The sequence below is a fragment of the Chryseobacterium sp. FH1 genome, assembly GCF_000735135.1.
Lineage (GTDB): Bacteria > Bacteroidota > Bacteroidia > Flavobacteriales > Weeksellaceae > Epilithonimonas.
On sequence record NZ_JPLZ01000006.1, the window covers coordinates 381369 to 397652 of the forward strand.

The window sequence follows — 16284 nt, forward strand, 5'->3', positions numbered from 1 at the left end:
TAAATTATAATTCGTGGTCACCAACGCCTAAACTGAAAATTTCAAACGTTTCAATATTTGGTAAGGTCGCCAATTTTTGAGTGCCTTCTTTCTTGGTAGATTTCGGAAGATCTTTATTGTCATCCCAATTATCGTAGGTCGAAATATATTTTCCCGTACTCAAATTGTAATCGATGCCGGAATGATAAGAGGCATCGCCATAATGACTTTCTCCACCAATCAGATAAAAACCGCCATTTTGATAGCGATATTTATGCACAGAACCACCACGGATAAAATCGTGATTGATGATGAGCAAACCTTTCTTGATTTCCAGACCGGAGAAATAAACATTGTTCATACTTTCGCCTGCCACCGCGCCATTGCTCTCGGCCACCAATTGATAATTGCCGTCAGATTGTTTTAATAAAATCCTCAATGTTCTGCCCGTGCTGTTTTCTTTCTTCAACAGTTTTTCGGGTTGATAGACCATCACGACATCATCCAATCCATCTTTGTTAAGATCGCCAGTGGTGATCGTGTCAGCTTTTTGACCTTTGGGTAAGAAGTCTTTCCAGTTTTTGGAGCGCAATTCCCGGTAATTGGTTTTGTCCGATGGCGCATTGTCCTTTTTTGTTTTGGCAAGATTGTAATCTTTGAATTGTTGTTCTGCAACGGGTTTGTACGCTCTTAACTCTTTCAAATATCGATTGTAAACCGTTTCCGAAAGTGAGTTTTTCAATTCGGATTCTCCGGGTTTGTAGTAGGTAAAGCTCCGTCTGATCGTACTTCCCGAGCCATCATCAAACACAGAAGTTTGGCTCGTCCAGTTTTTCTGTTCGTCGTAAGTATATTTGTAATGGATGATGTAGGTTTTGCCACTTTCGCCGTCTTCCGTCCTTTTGATGCAGTCGCCATTGTCGTTATAGGTATAAAGATTTCTTTGAAGAAATTTGTTCGGCAGTTGACTGAAGTAACCGTAATGATCACTCTTCAGCTTTCCATCGGCATTGTAAACATAGCGGTGTCCAAAATCTGAAATCTCATTGGCCCTATAAATATTACGCTCTTCAATCTTTTTGCCATCTTCGTAGCGGTGCCAATAGCCTTTTCCAGCATCATAAACATCAGCACCGTTGTAATGGAAAGTGATACGGTTATTTGGATTTCCTTCCTCTATAAATTCAAAAACTACATTGTGGTCATATTGATTTGAAGTGTAATCTCTGCTTTTTTTGATGATGCCTGACGAGCGATTTCTGTCCCAATCGAAGGGAACAAACCCGGCTGGAATATGGTACTTGTTCAGATCCATCGTTTCCTCGGTTTTCTCCAGATAGATCTCGCCATCGGTGAACCATCTGATTTTCTGAACATTCCCCACATAATCGTGGATGAAATAATAATCCCATTTTCCCTGTTTGAGATGGCCACTCAGAAGCGTTTGCCGAGCTTTGTTTTGATCTTCAATCTCGATGGTTTGAGTTTTGGATTCACCAGTTCCGTATGACTTTTTCAGAATTGGTTTCTCATCCGATTTCGTGAGGTAGAAGTGCTCATTAGTATAATTGTACGGCGAAATCTCCTTAATTTTTCTCTGATTTTGGTCATATTCAAAAACCGTTTTCAGTTTGTCCTTTTTATCGCTGGCATTTTCTTTTTCCAACGTCATTGTCTTCACTTTCCCTTTGAAAAAAAACTCCTGCTCAAAAGCCTGCGCCTGCATAAAGCCTGAAACAACAAGCATTACGAAAGTTCCAGTCCATAAAAATCGTTGATCTTTTTTCATAAAGTAAAATTTCTTTTCTAATCTTAAGTGAACTTCCAAATGCGACATAAAAACTCTATAGTAACTTAAGTGTTGTACCTACAGATTTTCCTCATCCTTAAAATAATCCCCCGTAAAAACATTATCCTGCACTTTCTCCGTATATTTTTTCACCCATTCCGGATAGTAATAGGTCGCCTGCAGAACATTATCTTTCAAAACAAATTTTGCAAACGGCTTGCCAATCGCCGGCACATTTTTCAGCCCAAAAGTTTTACCGGTTCCGTTATCAAATTTACAATCCATTTCCCGCGACCAGATCATCTCAAATTCCGTCGCGCTGATTTTGCGAGTCGGGTAGAAGTACATACATTGCCCGTGATACTCAAATGCCAAACCGTCATCGCCGATATGCAAAGTCACCATCGCATTGCTCCAATTGCCATTGAGTGTCTTAGGTGTGATGGTCGTTTTATGTTGATTAATAAACCTGATGTCGGTGATTTTCCAACTGTTGTTTTCCTTAGCTAAAATCACTTTTGAAAGTGGTTCGTCATTCAAATCAATATCGACTGTGGCATTGTTTTCATCAATTTGTTTGATGTTCTTCGCCACAAATTTCTCCGGTCTTTCCTGGCTTTTGATCCAAGACATATAGTACAAATCCGGACAATAATCATCGAAAGTATAAGCGTCAGCCGAATTATAATCGTCGAAATATTTGGTCGCCAGAAACTTGGAGCAGGTCGAAAGTCTTTCTTTTTCTTTGGTGATGAATTGCTCTGAAATCGTCCCAAGATTCCTCAGTTTTTTGAAATAGGTGGCACTATCCAAAAGTGCTCTCCCCTTTTTGTCTTTCACAATTTCATAGTCGTTGAAATCATTGTTGAAATACCAGTCGTATAAGGATGAACCCACTTTTTTAATATTCATCGAATCGGCATTAAAATCGATCTTCACCGAGTCCATCTTTTCAGACTTCGAAGTTTCAACTGGCTCTTTTTTGTCTTTGCAACTTGAAATAGTCAGTGCAATTATCATTAATAAAATCAGAATTCGCATAGTTTTTAGTTTTTATGGACTTACAATCGCTTCTTCAATCGGAAGTAAAAGATATTAATTAAAATCAAAACAAAAGAAACCCCACCCACAATCATCGAAAACATCTGAAAGAACGCCTCCGAAAAAGCCCTGCTTTCTGCATCACAGTCTATTTTGCTTCCCCAAATGTCAATCCCTTTTTCGCCTTCAAACATCGCATCATTGCACGCAGAATATTCCGGAATGATGAGCATCAAGTAGATCAAAAGAATAGGAATCAGAAACACGATCAACAGAATGTTGATGAATTTTAAGATTTTAAGTTTCTGAGGCACAGTCATCATTTAATACAATTGATTGGCAAACGGTACAAAATTTTGAAGCTTCGGCAATGGTTTTACCACGATCTTTTTTTTCTCCAAGACAGTCAATTTATCAGAACCCAATTGCTGGGATTCCACGGAATAGTTGCCCGTTAACAAATCAAACTTGGTTTCTGTTGTCGTGTTTTTCCCATCCCAGATCACATTGAAGTAATGAATCAACTCAAAATTCTCATTCTGAAATTTAAATTGGTGTTGTGAATGATTGGCGTTTAGTTCGGTTAATATGTTTAGGATTCCATTGTCAATCACAACGTCTGGGAGCACATTCCCAGCATATTTTCCATCCTTATTATACTGTGGAGCAAGGAGTTTTGTAGATGACGCTACCAACTTGTATTTCGAATCTTTTTGCTGAAAGAAAATCTCCAGTTGCAAAGGTTTGGTGATGTCGGCCGTGTCCATTTTAATGGCGACTTTATCCGCCAATCCATCGCCATTCAAATCGCCAATTTCTTCACGCACAGAAACGGTAAAAGTACTGTTCGAAATTTGCTGTTGCCCATTTACAACCAACGAAATCAACATCAGATTAATAATAAAAATCTGTTTGAACAAAAGCGAAATCTTTCGGCTATTCATCATCGTTATTTTATTACAATGTTTGTCAAATTATAAATCTAAATCTGCGCCATCTGCCAAATCAGCGAGACCATAATCTCCCTACTACAATTTCTTAAGCGTCACCAATCCGTAGTGAAGCCAAATTCCAAAAATCCCGCTTTCCGTTTTGAAGGGTTTGTCGCCTTTCAGCTCGACGGTGGAGTTGGGGTCGGTATTGCAGATGAAAAAGTGACCGCCGTCGATGCAGTTCATTTTGCCTGCTTTGTGAAGCGCTGTCCACCCGAATTCCTTGTACTCATCATCCTCATCATTTTGCAAAAAGCGTCTTACCAAAATATCACCTTTCTTAGAATCTCTCTTCGATTCTACAGTCCATCTGGCCAAGTCCGCTTCAAGCTTAGAAGGTACATCTTCGGGCTTCAAATCTTTGGATCGGGAAATGACCAATGTATCTTGCACCACCGCATCGTTGTTGGGATGCACACTGTAACTGCCAGACCAAATATCAGATTCTTTTTGTTGCGAAAATGCGCTTGTCGAAATTAAGATTAATAAAAATAGGAGTGGAATTCTCATAGCTTAACTTTTTGATTGGTATTAATTGATGATACAAATGTTGACTAAAAGTAATTGATTTCCGTTACACTCGTTGGTGTTTGATTAAAAATGATTCAAATATAATTTTCAAGACAGTCTTCTTTTTCCCAATTAAAAATGAAAAAAAAACCTCCGCATCTCACTAAAATTGCTCCCTTTGGGGTCGGGGGAAATCACTTTTAGTTAAATGTAATAAGCTTCCAAGAAAAACTAATCCCTATTTGACCTTTACCACCACAAAAATCCCCTTTTCTCTTATGTGCCTATGTGGTTTCAACAACCACCTCATCCATCAAAGCAACTCTCTGTCGAAACAACCTAAACTGAAAATAATTAAAAATCAAATAAATGATGGATAAGATCAGTACAGTCGTCAACAGTGACCTTCCGGAAGAAGCAAAATCAATTACAGCAATCAGCACATAAATTGAAACACCAACTGGAACTGCAACGAAGGTAAGTAAAGACAAATAATACCGACTTTTGATCTGTTTAATCAAATTAAGAAAAAAAGTCAACGCACCAAGTGGAAAAACGACGAGGAAAATCAGCGAAAACCCCAGATTCATAAGGATGTCCAGGATATTGATAATAAATTCTATCCAATCATCATCGGCATAAGCTTTCTCCGAAATCAATACTCTATGAAAGATAAACAGAGCGATACAGAAGAGCGCATTGATGAGCCAATACTTAAAGATCAATTTTGCCATTGGAAATAGTTAGGGTTGATGATACTTAGTTTGAAACTTTACATACCCGTATTCTAACTGAGTTTCGGTCACATCGACCTTTTCATCTTTCTGAACTTCGCTGACATACACAAAACATTTCTTGGAATCTTCTATGGCAATATTTTCTTGCGCCTCTGCCTTCGTAGGACTGTCAGTCACAGGTGGCGGAATAAATTGCACAGCTTTCTTGTGCCCAAAAGCAAAACTACTGCTTACAACAGCAATCAAAAGTAATAGATTTTTCATAGCACATAATTTGTTATTGAGAATCCTACAAATTCACCGCCAAATTGTAAAGTATAATTCTAAATTAGTAATTATTATTCTTCTTATTTATTAAATGTTATATGGTTTGGTCGCATTTTTAGATAAAGTTGATTTTTAAATTTTTGATAATAATAATGAAATATGCTTCTTTTCCTTTTTTGGAACAGCATTTGAATTTATCAGTTAAATATTTACACTATGAAAAAATATATGAATTTCATTCCCTTGTTTTTATTAGCAGGAATGTTGACAAGTTGCGAAGCCGTAGAAACTATCTTCAAAGCCGGAATGTGGTGGGGAATCATCGTCGTAGTAGCGATAGTTGCCTTTGTACTATGGTTATTATCAAGAGGCAAAAACTAAAAATAAAAAGTCCCGGAGAAATTTCTCCGGGACTTTTTATTGATCTGCTGTATCTTAAAGATTATCCAAAACTTCTTTCAGATCTACGTATCCGCCTCCGTTGTATACATCGGTCATTCCTTCGGATTTGAAATATTCTGTCGCCTTTCCCGATCTGTTTCCTGATCTGCAAAAGAAAATCTTGGTTCCATTCAGATTTGTAATTTCTTGTTTTCTGTCTTCCAATTCTCCCAACGGGATATTTTTAGCTTCTTCGATATGCCCGTCCATTTCCAATTCCAACGGTTCACGAACATCGATCAAATGATAATTTCCGGCTCTTAATACATCTTCTATTGCCATAATTTTTATTTTTTACAAATTTAATATTAACAAAATTACAATATAAATTTTTAATCTCAAATAAAAATTAGGCTCCCTTTAGAGTTGGGGTTAAACGAATTTTTGATCGATCATATCAAATTTTAAAACATTAATTTTGCGCTGTAAAATGAACAACCAAGAGAAATACAGCAATCTTATCAAATCCAAGGCTCTGGCTTTCGGGTTTCAATCGTGTGGTATTTCCAAGGCAGATTTTTTGGAAGAGGAAGCGCCTCGTTTGGAAAATTGGTTGAACAACAATTTCAATGGCGAGATGCGCTATATGGAAAATCATTTTGATAAAAGATTGGATCCCCGATTGTTGGTTGAAGGTTCCAAATCTGTCATTTCGCTTAGTTACAATTATTTTCCTGAGGAAATTCAAAACAATCAAGATTTTAAGCTGTCTAAATATGCTTACGGCGAAGATTATCACGAGGTCATCAAAGAAAAACTTAGGTATTTGGTCGCTGAGCTACAAGAAGAAATAGGGGAGTTTGCATTTCGTGTTTTTGTAGATTCGGCGCCGGTTTTGGAAAAAGCTTGGGCCAAGAGATCGGGAATTGGTTGGGTTGGGAAAAATTCCAATTTGATTACCAAGAAGAACGGTTCATTCTACTTTTTGGCAGAGATTATTTGCGATTTGGATTTGATTCAGGATTCGCCAGTTGCAGACCATTGCGGAAGTTGCACCAAATGCATCGATGCTTGTCCAACCCAAGCGATAATTTCCGATAAAATCGTGGATGGGAGCAAATGCATTTCCTACGCCACGATAGAGTTGAAGGATCAAATCCCTGATTTCTTCAAGGACAAAATGGAAGATTGGATGTTTGGTTGCGACATTTGTCAAGACGTTTGTCCATGGAACAGGTTTTCTGCACCAACTTTGGAAGAGAAATTCCGACCGAATTCTGAGATCAAAAACTTTACAAAACAAGAGTGGAAGGACATTACCCAAGAAATATTTTCCTCGGTTTTCAAAAAATCCGCTGTCAAGAGAACTAAGTTTTCGGGACTTAAAAGGAATCTTGATTTCTTGTCAGAATAGAAACTTTATCAGAATTATTTTCTTTTCTGAACTCTTTTTGGGGCAACTTTCACTCGGATTGTAATTCTTTTGTTTGATTGGCGATTTTTTGGCATATTTTATTACTTTTTCGCTAATAAATTTCAAACTAAAATTTCGTAAAACCAAGATTTATTAAAAAAAATTAACATTTTGATTTTGTGTTCAAAAAAATATTACCTTTATAGTTCGCCACGATTCGGAAAACCTGAAAGATGAAAAAAAAACTGATATTAATTCTTAAAATAATCGGCTTCATATTTGGAGCTGTTTTTGTGTACATTATTTTGGGAATCCTACTTCCATTAATCCCTGTTTCAGCCGAGAAAACAGACGACCCGAAAGTCATCGAAGCCTACATTTTGACCAATGGTGTTCATACCGATATTGTAGTGCCTGTGAAAACACAATTCATAGATTGGAGTACAAAATTACCTTACAGCAACACGAAATCCAAGCAAGAAAACTTCAAGTTTATCTCGTTCGGTTGGGGCGACAAGGGATTTTATCTCAACACACCAACTTGGGCCGACCTCAAATTCTCAACAGCCTTCAATGCCGCATTCTGGTTGAGCGAATCTGCAATGCATTGTACTTATTATAATGAAATGAAACTTGGAGAAGACTGCAAAAAAATAATGCTGACAGAAAAGCAATATCAAAATCTCATCAAATTCATAGATGACAAGTTTGACAAAGACGCTTCCGGCAATTATAAATTCATAAAAACCGATGCCGTTTACGAAGACAATGATGCATTTTACGATGCAAAAGGTGCGTACAACTTCACCTACACTTGCAACACTTGGGCAAACGACGGACTGAAAGCTGCTGGTCAAAAGGCCGCATTCTGGACGCCGACGGATTTCGGGATTTTCAGACATTATAAATAGATCGATTTAAATAAACAGTATTCGGGCAGCTTTATCCGCCTTCCTTTTCTATTTGTCACTCTGAGGTTCTCGAAGAGTCCACTCAAGAAGTTTATACTGAGCCTGTAGAAGTAGGCTGCGATAGTTCATCATTTCAAATCAGTTTCACTTTTTCTATGAAGTTCATTTTTTGTCTATTTTTCTCTACAATTATTTCCGGCTGTCAAAAAGAAAATTTGAACAAGCTGATTCCAATCGCCAATGATCCAGTGACTATCACAAAACCTGAAATCGATATTTCGAAAACCAATCAAAAAGCCAAAGAAGCTTTAGAATTTTGCAAAGCCAAAAACTTCAACACAGATTTTTGCATTCTGATAGATATGAGTTTGCATTCCGGCGTGAAACGTTTTTTCATTTATGACTTCAAAAAGAACGAGATCTCTCAACAATATCTAGTTGGTCACGGTTGTGGAACTTCATCGTGGAGTGACGATGATACAAAAGAAAATCCAAGTTTCAGCAATGAGGATAATAGCCATCTTTCGTCATTAGGAAAATATAAACTAGGAGCGAGAGGTTACAGCAATTGGGGCGTCAATATCAAATATTTGATGCACGGCTTGGAAGAAACCAACAACAATGCGCTCAAAAGAATCATCGTTTTTCATTCCTGGGAAAAGATGAGCGATGATGAAGTTTATCCAAATGGTTCGCCAGAAGGTTGGGGTTGTCCCACAGTTTCCAATAATGCTTTCAAAGAAATTGATCCATTGATTAAGAATTCTAAGAAGCCTGTTTTGATGTGGATTTACAAATAAGAATAATGAAATATCCAAAGAAAATATATTACGTTCCAGGATTGATTAGCGCCGTAATCATTCCAATTTTATTTTGGTTCTATGGAAATCGAGAATTGCAAAAGCCAATTCCAAATGTTATAGATATTGGCTTGCCTTCGAAAGTTCATTTAAAAAATTCTGTCGAAGACAAGGATAGGATTTATCAGAATTCTTTCGAGCCTTATAGAAACTGGAATTACAAAAAGATTGTTGTAAAGCCAAATACAGCTAAAAATAATTCGGCTTATTACGTGTCTGAAATCAAAAAACTTCAACAAAGAAATGAGAAGGAAACAGGAATTGAATTTATGATAAATGATGAAAATTCTTACGATGATCTTATTTCTTTACTCAATGATATGGCAATCTCTAAGCATGAAAGGTACGGTTTAGATATGGAAAAAACATGGCATTTTTTTGTATTGGTTGATTATAAAGATCCAAATGCAAAGAATAATTTACTTGAAGATGATTTTGTTATATGTTGAACAAGCTTTCTACATAGATATGACGTTTATGACTCTGAAAACATATTTGAGAAATTAGTAAAAGGATCACTTCCGAAAGATTGTTACTATCTAATTTTCGGATTTTTAATACTCTTAAATATTTCAATGTTTAGTATTAAAAAATCTTTTCAAAATGATTAAATTCGCAACCTATAAAAAGCAATTAGCAAAACGCTAAATGCCAAAAGCCCAAACTATGACTTCACAAGAAATAAGACAGCAATTTTTAGATTTTTTCAAAAGCAAAGAACATTTGATCGTTCCTTCTGCGCCAATTGTTCTGAAAGATGACCCGACGCTGATGTTTTCCAACTCTGGAATGACACAGTTCAAGGATTATTTTTTAGGTTACAAAGAACCGAAATCTTCCAGAATTGCCGATACGCAAAAATGTCTCAGAGTTTCCGGAAAACACAACGATCTGGACGATGTTGGTCGTGATACCTATCACCACACGATGTTCGAGATGTTGGGGAACTGGAGTTTTGGCGATTATTTCAAAAAAGAAGCGATTACCTGGGCTTGGGAATTACTGACAGAAGTTTATAAAATCCCGAAAGAAAATCTTTACGTGACCATCTTTGAAGGTGACGAAAAAGAAAATCTTCAGCGTGATACCGAAGCTTACGATTTATGGAAACAATTCATTTCCGAAGACCGAATCATCAATGGAAATAAGAAAGATAATTTCTGGGAAATGGGAGCGAGCGGACCTTGTGGACCTTGTTCAGAGATCCACGTAGATTTGAGAACACTAGAAGAAAAAGCGAAAGTTTCTGGATTGGAATTGGTGAACAATGACCATCCTCAAGTTGTGGAGATCTGGAATCTCGTCTTTATGCAATTCAACAGAAAAGCGGACGGAAGTTTGGAAAATCTGCCTGCGAAACACATCGATACAGGAATGGGATTTGAACGTCTTTGTATGGCGCTTCAACAAAAAGAATCCAATTACGACACCGATGTTTTCACACCTTTGATCGCTAAGGTGGAAGAACTTTCGGGAGAAAAATATACAGGAATTTTAACGGACGAAAAAGACATCGCCATTCGTGTAGTTGTGGATCACATTCGTGCGGTTTCGTTTGCGATTGCTGACGGACAATTGCCCTCCAATGGTGGTGCGGGTTATGTGATCAGAAGAATTTTGAGAAGAGGAATTTCTTATGCTTACAGATTTTTGGACAGAAAAGAACCTTTCATTTTCGAATTGGTAGCTGTACTTCAAAATCAAATGGGCGCATTTTTCCCAGAACTTGAGAAACAAGGAACTCTGGTTACAGAAGTCATCAAAAGCGAAGAGGAATCTTTCCTTAAAACCATTGAAAACGGTTTGATCCGAGTTGAGAAATTAATTCAACAAACGATTTCTAATAATCAAAAAGTATTGCCAAGTGAAGAAGTTTTTGAATTGTATGACACTTATGGTTTCCCTGATGATTTGACAAGAATTATCGCTGAGGAAAAAGGCTTAACGATTGATGAAGCTGGTTTCGAAGCGGAAATGGCAAAACAAAAACAACGTTCCAAAAAAGATTCTGCAGCAAAAGTTTACGACTGGGTCGTTTTGGAAGAAAAACCGGAAACCTTCGTTGGTTACGATGTTTTAGAATCTGAAACTTACATTACAAGATATAGAAAAATAGAAAACAAAGACGGCGAGTTTTATCAAATCGTTTTGAGTGATTCGCCTTTCTATCCGGAAGGTGGCGGACAAGTTGGCGACAAAGGCGTTATCGAAAATGCAACCGAGAGCTTCGAAGTTTTAGAAACCAAGAAAGAAAACGGATTGATCATTTCATTGATTGATGGACTTCCGAAAGATGCAGGCGCAATTTTCTATGCAAAAGTCAATGTTGCTGACAGAAAAAATTCTCAAGCCAATCACTCTGCAACGCACTTGTTGCACGAAGCTTTAAGAGAAGTTCTTGGAACACACGTGGAGCAGAAAGGTTCGTATGTTGGTCCGGATTATTTACGTTTCGATTTTTCTCATTTTTCTAAAATGACCGAGGAAGAATTGGCTTTGGTTGAAGAAAAAGTGAACGCGAAGATCAAAGAGAATTTGGCATTGCAGGAGTTCAGAAATATTCCGATTCAGGAAGCTTTAGACAAAGGCGCGATGGCTTTGTTTGGAGAGAAATATGGCGACAATGTAAGAATGATCCAATTCGGAACGTCGAAAGAATTGTGTGGTGGAACTCACGTGAAAACTACGAGTGAAATTGGACATTTCAAATTAACTTCAGAAAGTTCAACGGCGGCAGGAATCAGAAGGATTGAAGCAATTTCTGGAGAGAAGTCTGAGGAATATTTCAAGAATCTGGAAACTCAAGTTTCTGAGATTTCACAATTACTAAAGTCAAAAGATTTAATTAAGTCAATTGAGAAATTATTGGAAGAAAATTCAGCATTGAAATCCGAAATCGATTCATTCAAAAAAGAAAAGGCAAAAGGCGAAATCCAAAACTGGAAAAATGACTTCGAAGACAAGAACGGAAAGAAATTATTAGTTAAGAAAACATCTCTGGACGCAGGTTCTGTGAAAGACATCGTTTTCCAACTAAAAAAAGAAACGCCAAATTCTGTCATTATCATTATTTCTGATGCTAATGAAAAACCAATGGTAACTGTTGGCGTTTCTACGGATTTGGAAGCTACTTATCACGCTGGAAATATCGTGAAAGTATTGGCGAAAGAAATCCAAGGTGGCGGTGGCGGAAATCCAGGTTTTGCAACCGCTGGTGGAAAAAACCTGGCTGGGATTGAGAATGCTTATCAGAAAGCTTTGGGAATTTAAATTTTAAATTTATCTAGAGATCTAATATCTAATTAAACTTTAATATCTATTTCTTAACAGCTCCAAAAACCTTTTGTAGAACAGATGTTGTTCTCATCGCAGAATTGTTTCGAACTCCAGTTTCTTTCTCTGCTACCATTTTAAAAACACCATTGATGGTTTCTGTGGTTACATATTCATTAAGGTCTGTGGTGACAGCTTGACCGGTGAAAGTGTTGTATTTTGAAATAATGTTTTTCCAAACCGTATCTGCTCCAACTTTACTTAAAGACGCTTGAACCTTTGGCTGAAAAGCGGTGAAAAGTTGCGTCTGTGTTTTGGTCTGAAGATAAGTTGTTGCCGCATTGTTGCTTCCCAATAGAATATTCTTTGCATCATCAATGGTCATTGAGGTAATGGCTTTCGTGAAAATCGGAGTTGCTTCTATTACTGCATCTTCTGCTGCTCTGTTCAGTAATTTTACACCTTGGTCTGCCAGACTTCCCAATCCGAAACTGCGAAGTGTCGTATCAATTTTTCTCAATTTTTCGGGCATTAAGATTTTGACTGCTTCATTTTTTAAGAAACCATCTGTTACACCTAATTTTTGTACGCCTTCTTTTACACCAAGATTCAAAGCTTCTTTGAGGCCTGATGAAATTTGAGTGGAAGTTAAGTTTCCAAGATTGATATTTGAATTGGAATTTGGACTTGTTGTAGGAACTGGAGTTGTAGAAGTTGCTGGAGTTTGTGCTTTCGGTTGAGTAAGATCTACCCCTGTTTTATCTTTGACAGCTTTCAAAAGGTCACCAATCTGCGCCTGTGCAGAGATTGAGAGTAATAAAGCAGAAGCTAAGAAAATCGTTTTTTTCATTATTTATAATTTTATACAAATTTAGATGATTAATTTGAAGTGTTGTTAAATATGCTATCAAACTAATTTCGCAAATGGTGTTTTACGTACAATCCGCAGCCCGACTTATCTCATCTTTTCTATTTTTTATTTGAATCGATGAACCACTTCGTTAGGTTTGAGTGGACTCTTCGAGAGCCTCAGAGTGACAATTAAAAGTGGAAACTTAAATTATTAAAATATCAATTCTGATTCCTCAATATGACATCGTACAAATCCTGTCGTCTGTCGGTCAAAGTTTTCACGGAACCGTTGTAATGAAGCTCTTTCAATAAGTTCAAATCCACATCTACAATGATGGTCATCTCTGTGTTTGCTGTTGCTTCGCCCTTGATGGCATTGGACGGAAACGCAAAATCCGAAGGTGTAAAAACCGTCGCCTGACCGTATTGGATATCCATATTGTTCACGCCAGGCAAATTCCCTACGCAACCTGCAATCGCAACATAACATTCATTTTCTATCGCTCTTGCGGCCGCGCAGTGGCGAACACGCGTGTAAGCATTCTGAGTATCTGTGAGATATGGCACGAATAAGATCTTCATTCCCTGATCGGCTAATAATCTTGGCAATTCCGGAAACTCGACATCGTAGCAAATGATGACTCCGATTTTCCCACAATCTGTATCGAAAACCTTGATCTCATTTCCACCCGTCATTCCGTAATATTTCTTTTCGTTTGGCGTGATGTGAATTTTTCTGTATTCATCGATTTTTCCGTCTCTGTGAAGCAGATAACTTACGTTGAAAAGTTGACCTTCTTCCAAAATCGGCATACTTCCGGAGATGATGTTCACGTTGTAGCTGATGGCCATCTCGGAGATTTTCTCTTTGATTTCTTCTGTCAGCTCAGCCAATTTTTCCATCGATTCTCTTTCATTGAGATGGTTGAATGGTGCGAGTAGAGGTGTGTTGAAAAACTCGGGGAACAAGCAGAAATCTGATTGATAGCCCGCAACTGCATCTACAAAAAACTCGACTTGCTTGTAGAAATCTTCGATATCTTTCAGCGGTCGCATTTGCCATTGAACCAAGCCAAGACGCACAACACTGTCCTGCATCGTATTTTTCTTTGCCGTGTAATAGATGTTGTTCCATTGCAAAAGAACCGCGTATTCTTCTGACTCCGAATCGCCTTTGAGATAACCTTTCAAAATTTTGACTGGTGAAAAATTGTTCCCGATCTGGAAACTCAAAACAGGATCGTAAATTTCTTTATTTCGGACTTTTGTAATATATTCTCGAGGTGATAATTCTGAGCTATATAGATGATAATTTGGGATTCTGCCACCAACGATGATGGATTTTAGATTCATTATTTCGCAGAGTTCTTTTCGTGCGTCATACAATCTCCTTCCAAGTCTCAAAGCTCTGAAATCGGGATCTACGAAAACCTCGATCCCATATAGCACATTTCCGATATTGCTGTGTGTGTTGAAAGTCCCATTTCCTGTGATCTCATCGTATGTATGTTGGTCGCCGTAAAGTTCATAGTTAACATTGATGGACAAAGCCGCTGCCGCCAGTTTTCCATCGACGAGGATACAAATTTGTCCTTCTGCAAAAATGGACGTCAGCTTTTGGATATTCCTTTTGCTCCAGACATTATCGTCAATTACTGGATAGGCTTTCTGCATTGCTTCTGCCAAATCATCATAATCATCAACGGTCAATTTTCTAATTTCTACCTGCATTATTTATACTTTTCTATTAATATTTGTTTTAATTTCTTCATTCCTTCTGTTGCTGAGGCTTTGAAATAATTCTCATTTCGGGTGAATGAATTTGGATTTTCGAGGTTAGGGTCGATGACAAAAACTTCGCAATGACTTGGAACATATCTCACGACAGAAGCAGCAGGATAAACCTGCATCGATGTTCCGATGACCAGGAACAGATCAGCTTGTGAAGCAATTTCAATTGCATTGTCCATCTCTGGAACCATCTCGCCAAACCAAACAATGTGAGGGCGAAGTTGCGAGCTATCCGTATGAAGATCGCCTAAATGAATATCATCTTCCCAATCCAAAATCTCAGTTTCATTATCGACTGATCTTGCTTTCTTAAGTTCCCCGTGAAGATGAATAATGTTGGTGGAACCGCCTCGCTCGTGAAGATCGTCCACATTCTGCGTGATGATGTGAACATCAAAGAAATCCTCCAGTTCTGCAAGCAATTTGTGAGCCGTGTTGGGTTCTACGTCTTTCAGCTGTTTCCGTCTGGCGTTGTAAAAATCTAAAACCAACTTTGGATTTCTCGCAAAACCTTCGGGCGAAGCGACATCTTGCACGCGGTGATTTTCCCAAAGTCCATTGGAATCACGAAAGGTTTTGATACCACTTTCTGCTGAGATGCCTGCGCCGGAGAGAACGACCAATTTTTTCATTGATTTAAAATTTTCTTTAAATATAATGAATTTTCCACCGCAGAAGTTCCCCAAGTGTTGTTGAACATAACATAAAATTCCGTTTTAGTTTCTTTAATTTTTTCTGCCAATTCATTTAGAAAATCTTCAGAATAAGGAGATTTATAAAGTGTAGGTTTCCCGTGGAGGCGGTAATACCCTATGCTTGGATTTGTGACGATGACATCCTCAGGAAGATTGCTCGGAAAACTAGTTCCGCTGAAAATCCATTTTTTGTCTTTTATTATTTTAAAAATGTCATCATTCCACCAAGATATGTTACGGAATTCTAAAACAATTATAAAGTCATCAGGTAGATTTTCAATAAGCCAATTCAGATTATCTGTTGTGTTATGAAAGGAAGGCGGAAATTGAAAAAGAAAACCTGTCAATTTTTTGCCAAGATGTATTTTGATGTGATTGCAGAATTCTAATATTTCTTCTTTCTTATTTTCAAAAGGTTTTTGATGAGAAATTGTTTTTGGGATTTTAATGAAAAACTTGAAATTATTTGGTGTTTCATCCACCCATTTTTGAAGTGTTTTAGCAGTTGGTTTTCTGTAAAAGGTGCTGTTAATTTCCACTATATCAAATATCTGAGAATACAATTTCAGAAAATCCTTGTTCTGAGAATCTGCAGGATAAAGCGAACCTTTCCAGTCTGCATTATAAAATCCGGAACAGCCAATGTGGTATTTTGTTTTCGAAGTTTTCATTTTAATCAGTGATTAATTTCTATGCCAATTATCATTGAATCAATTAATTAAAATGATTATGATATTTATCATACCGAATTAGTAGGAAATAAATTTGGATGAATAAATGTTTTGCAATTAC

18 protein-coding genes are annotated in these 16284 nt (G+C 37.4%); 6 read left to right on the top strand and 12 right to left on the bottom strand.

Annotation, left to right across the window (positions count from 1 at the left end; genetic code table 11):
* Window positions 1-4: 4 nt before the first annotated feature.
* From IO90_RS18340 to IO90_RS08760, 7 genes are all read right to left on the bottom strand, one after another.
* Window positions 5-1768 (bottom strand): hypothetical protein, encoded by a 1764-nt coding sequence (locus IO90_RS18340; RefSeq protein ID WP_131450841.1) that lies wholly within the window; start codon window positions 1766-1768, stop codon window positions 5-7.
* A gap of 78 nt (window positions 1769-1846) precedes the next feature.
* Window positions 1847-2809, bottom strand: coding sequence for a hypothetical protein (locus IO90_RS08735; protein WP_034965779.1), 963 nt, complete (start codon window positions 2807-2809; stop codon window positions 1847-1849).
* Window positions 2810-2829: 20 nt separating this feature from the next.
* A complete protein-coding gene (locus tag IO90_RS08740; protein WP_034965780.1) occupies window positions 2830-3132 on the bottom strand; it encodes a hypothetical protein in 303 nt (100 codons plus the stop codon).
* The gene (locus tag IO90_RS08745; protein ID WP_034965781.1) at window positions 3133-3756 is read right to left on the bottom strand and encodes a hypothetical protein; all 624 of its coding nucleotides are present in this window, start codon (window positions 3754-3756) and stop codon (window positions 3133-3135) included. It abuts the gene before it with no gap.
* A gap of 81 nt (window positions 3757-3837) precedes the next feature.
* Window positions 3838-4311, bottom strand: a complete 474-nt coding sequence (locus IO90_RS08750; RefSeq protein ID WP_034965782.1) for a hypothetical protein — start codon at window positions 4309-4311, stop codon at window positions 3838-3840.
* A gap of 284 nt (window positions 4312-4595) precedes the next feature.
* Window positions 4596-5045: a hypothetical protein gene (locus IO90_RS08755; RefSeq protein WP_034965783.1), complete on the bottom strand. Its 450-nt coding sequence runs from the start codon at window positions 5043-5045 to the stop codon at window positions 4596-4598.
* Between the two features lie 9 nt (window positions 5046-5054).
* Complete coding sequence (locus IO90_RS08760) at window positions 5055-5312, bottom strand: hypothetical protein (RefSeq protein WP_034965784.1); 258 nt, start codon at window positions 5310-5312, stop codon at window positions 5055-5057.
* A 219-nt stretch (window positions 5313-5531) separates the two neighbouring features.
* On the opposite strand from IO90_RS08760, the gene IO90_RS08765 reads away from it, so the two are divergent.
* Window positions 5532-5696 (top strand): hypothetical protein, encoded by a 165-nt coding sequence (locus IO90_RS08765; protein WP_034965785.1) that lies wholly within the window; start codon window positions 5532-5534, stop codon window positions 5694-5696.
* A 54-nt stretch (window positions 5697-5750) separates the two neighbouring features.
* Here the strand turns inward: IO90_RS08765 and IO90_RS08770 are convergent, their stop codons facing one another.
* A complete protein-coding gene (locus IO90_RS08770; RefSeq protein WP_034965786.1) occupies window positions 5751-6038 on the bottom strand; it encodes a rhodanese-like domain-containing protein in 288 nt (95 codons plus the stop codon).
* A 148-nt stretch (window positions 6039-6186) separates the two neighbouring features.
* On the opposite strand from IO90_RS08770, the gene queG reads away from it, so the two are divergent.
* The 5 genes from queG (at window position 6187) to alaS (ending at window position 12151) form a co-directional block, all read left to right on the top strand.
* Window positions 6187-7110 (top strand): tRNA epoxyqueuosine(34) reductase QueG, encoded by a 924-nt coding sequence (gene queG, locus IO90_RS08775; protein WP_034965787.1) that lies wholly within the window; start codon window positions 6187-6189, stop codon window positions 7108-7110.
* A gap of 233 nt (window positions 7111-7343) precedes the next feature.
* Window positions 7344-8021 carry a TIGR02117 family protein gene (locus IO90_RS08780; RefSeq protein ID WP_034965788.1) on the top strand — a complete coding sequence of 226 codons (678 nt, stop codon included), beginning with the start codon at window positions 7344-7346 and terminating at the stop codon, window positions 8019-8021.
* A gap of 215 nt (window positions 8022-8236) precedes the next feature.
* Window positions 8237-8821, top strand: a complete 585-nt coding sequence (locus IO90_RS08785; protein ID WP_228374664.1) for a murein L,D-transpeptidase catalytic domain-containing protein — start codon at window positions 8237-8239, stop codon at window positions 8819-8821.
* A 5-nt stretch (window positions 8822-8826) separates the two neighbouring features.
* On the top strand, window positions 8827-9330 hold the full coding sequence (locus IO90_RS08790) for a hypothetical protein (protein ID WP_051878456.1): 504 nt from the start codon (window positions 8827-8829) through the stop codon (window positions 9328-9330).
* Between the two features lie 217 nt (window positions 9331-9547).
* Window positions 9548-12151, top strand: coding sequence for an alanine--tRNA ligase (gene alaS, locus IO90_RS08795; RefSeq protein ID WP_034968782.1), 2604 nt, complete (start codon window positions 9548-9550; stop codon window positions 12149-12151).
* Window positions 12152-12197: 46 nt separating this feature from the next.
* Here the strand turns inward: alaS and IO90_RS08800 are convergent, their stop codons facing one another.
* The 4 genes from IO90_RS08800 to IO90_RS08815 all read right to left on the bottom strand — a co-directional run bounded on the left by IO90_RS08800 (window position 12198) and on the right by IO90_RS08815 (window position 16163).
* Complete coding sequence (locus IO90_RS08800) at window positions 12198-13004, bottom strand: DUF4197 domain-containing protein (RefSeq protein ID WP_034965790.1); 807 nt, start codon at window positions 13002-13004, stop codon at window positions 12198-12200.
* A gap of 221 nt (window positions 13005-13225) precedes the next feature.
* On the bottom strand, window positions 13226-14737 hold the full coding sequence (locus tag IO90_RS08805; RefSeq protein ID WP_034965791.1) for a carbon-nitrogen hydrolase family protein: 1512 nt from the start codon (window positions 14735-14737) through the stop codon (window positions 13226-13228).
* On the bottom strand, window positions 14737-15429 hold the full coding sequence (locus IO90_RS08810) for an SIR2 family NAD-dependent protein deacylase (protein WP_034965792.1): 693 nt from the start codon (window positions 15427-15429) through the stop codon (window positions 14737-14739). The genes IO90_RS08805 and IO90_RS08810 overlap by 1 nt, the downstream gene beginning before the upstream one ends.
* Complete coding sequence (locus IO90_RS08815; RefSeq protein ID WP_034965793.1) at window positions 15426-16163, bottom strand: DUF72 domain-containing protein; 738 nt, start codon at window positions 16161-16163, stop codon at window positions 15426-15428. The genes IO90_RS08810 and IO90_RS08815 overlap by 4 nt, the downstream gene beginning before the upstream one ends.
* Window positions 16164-16284 lie beyond the last annotated feature (121 nt).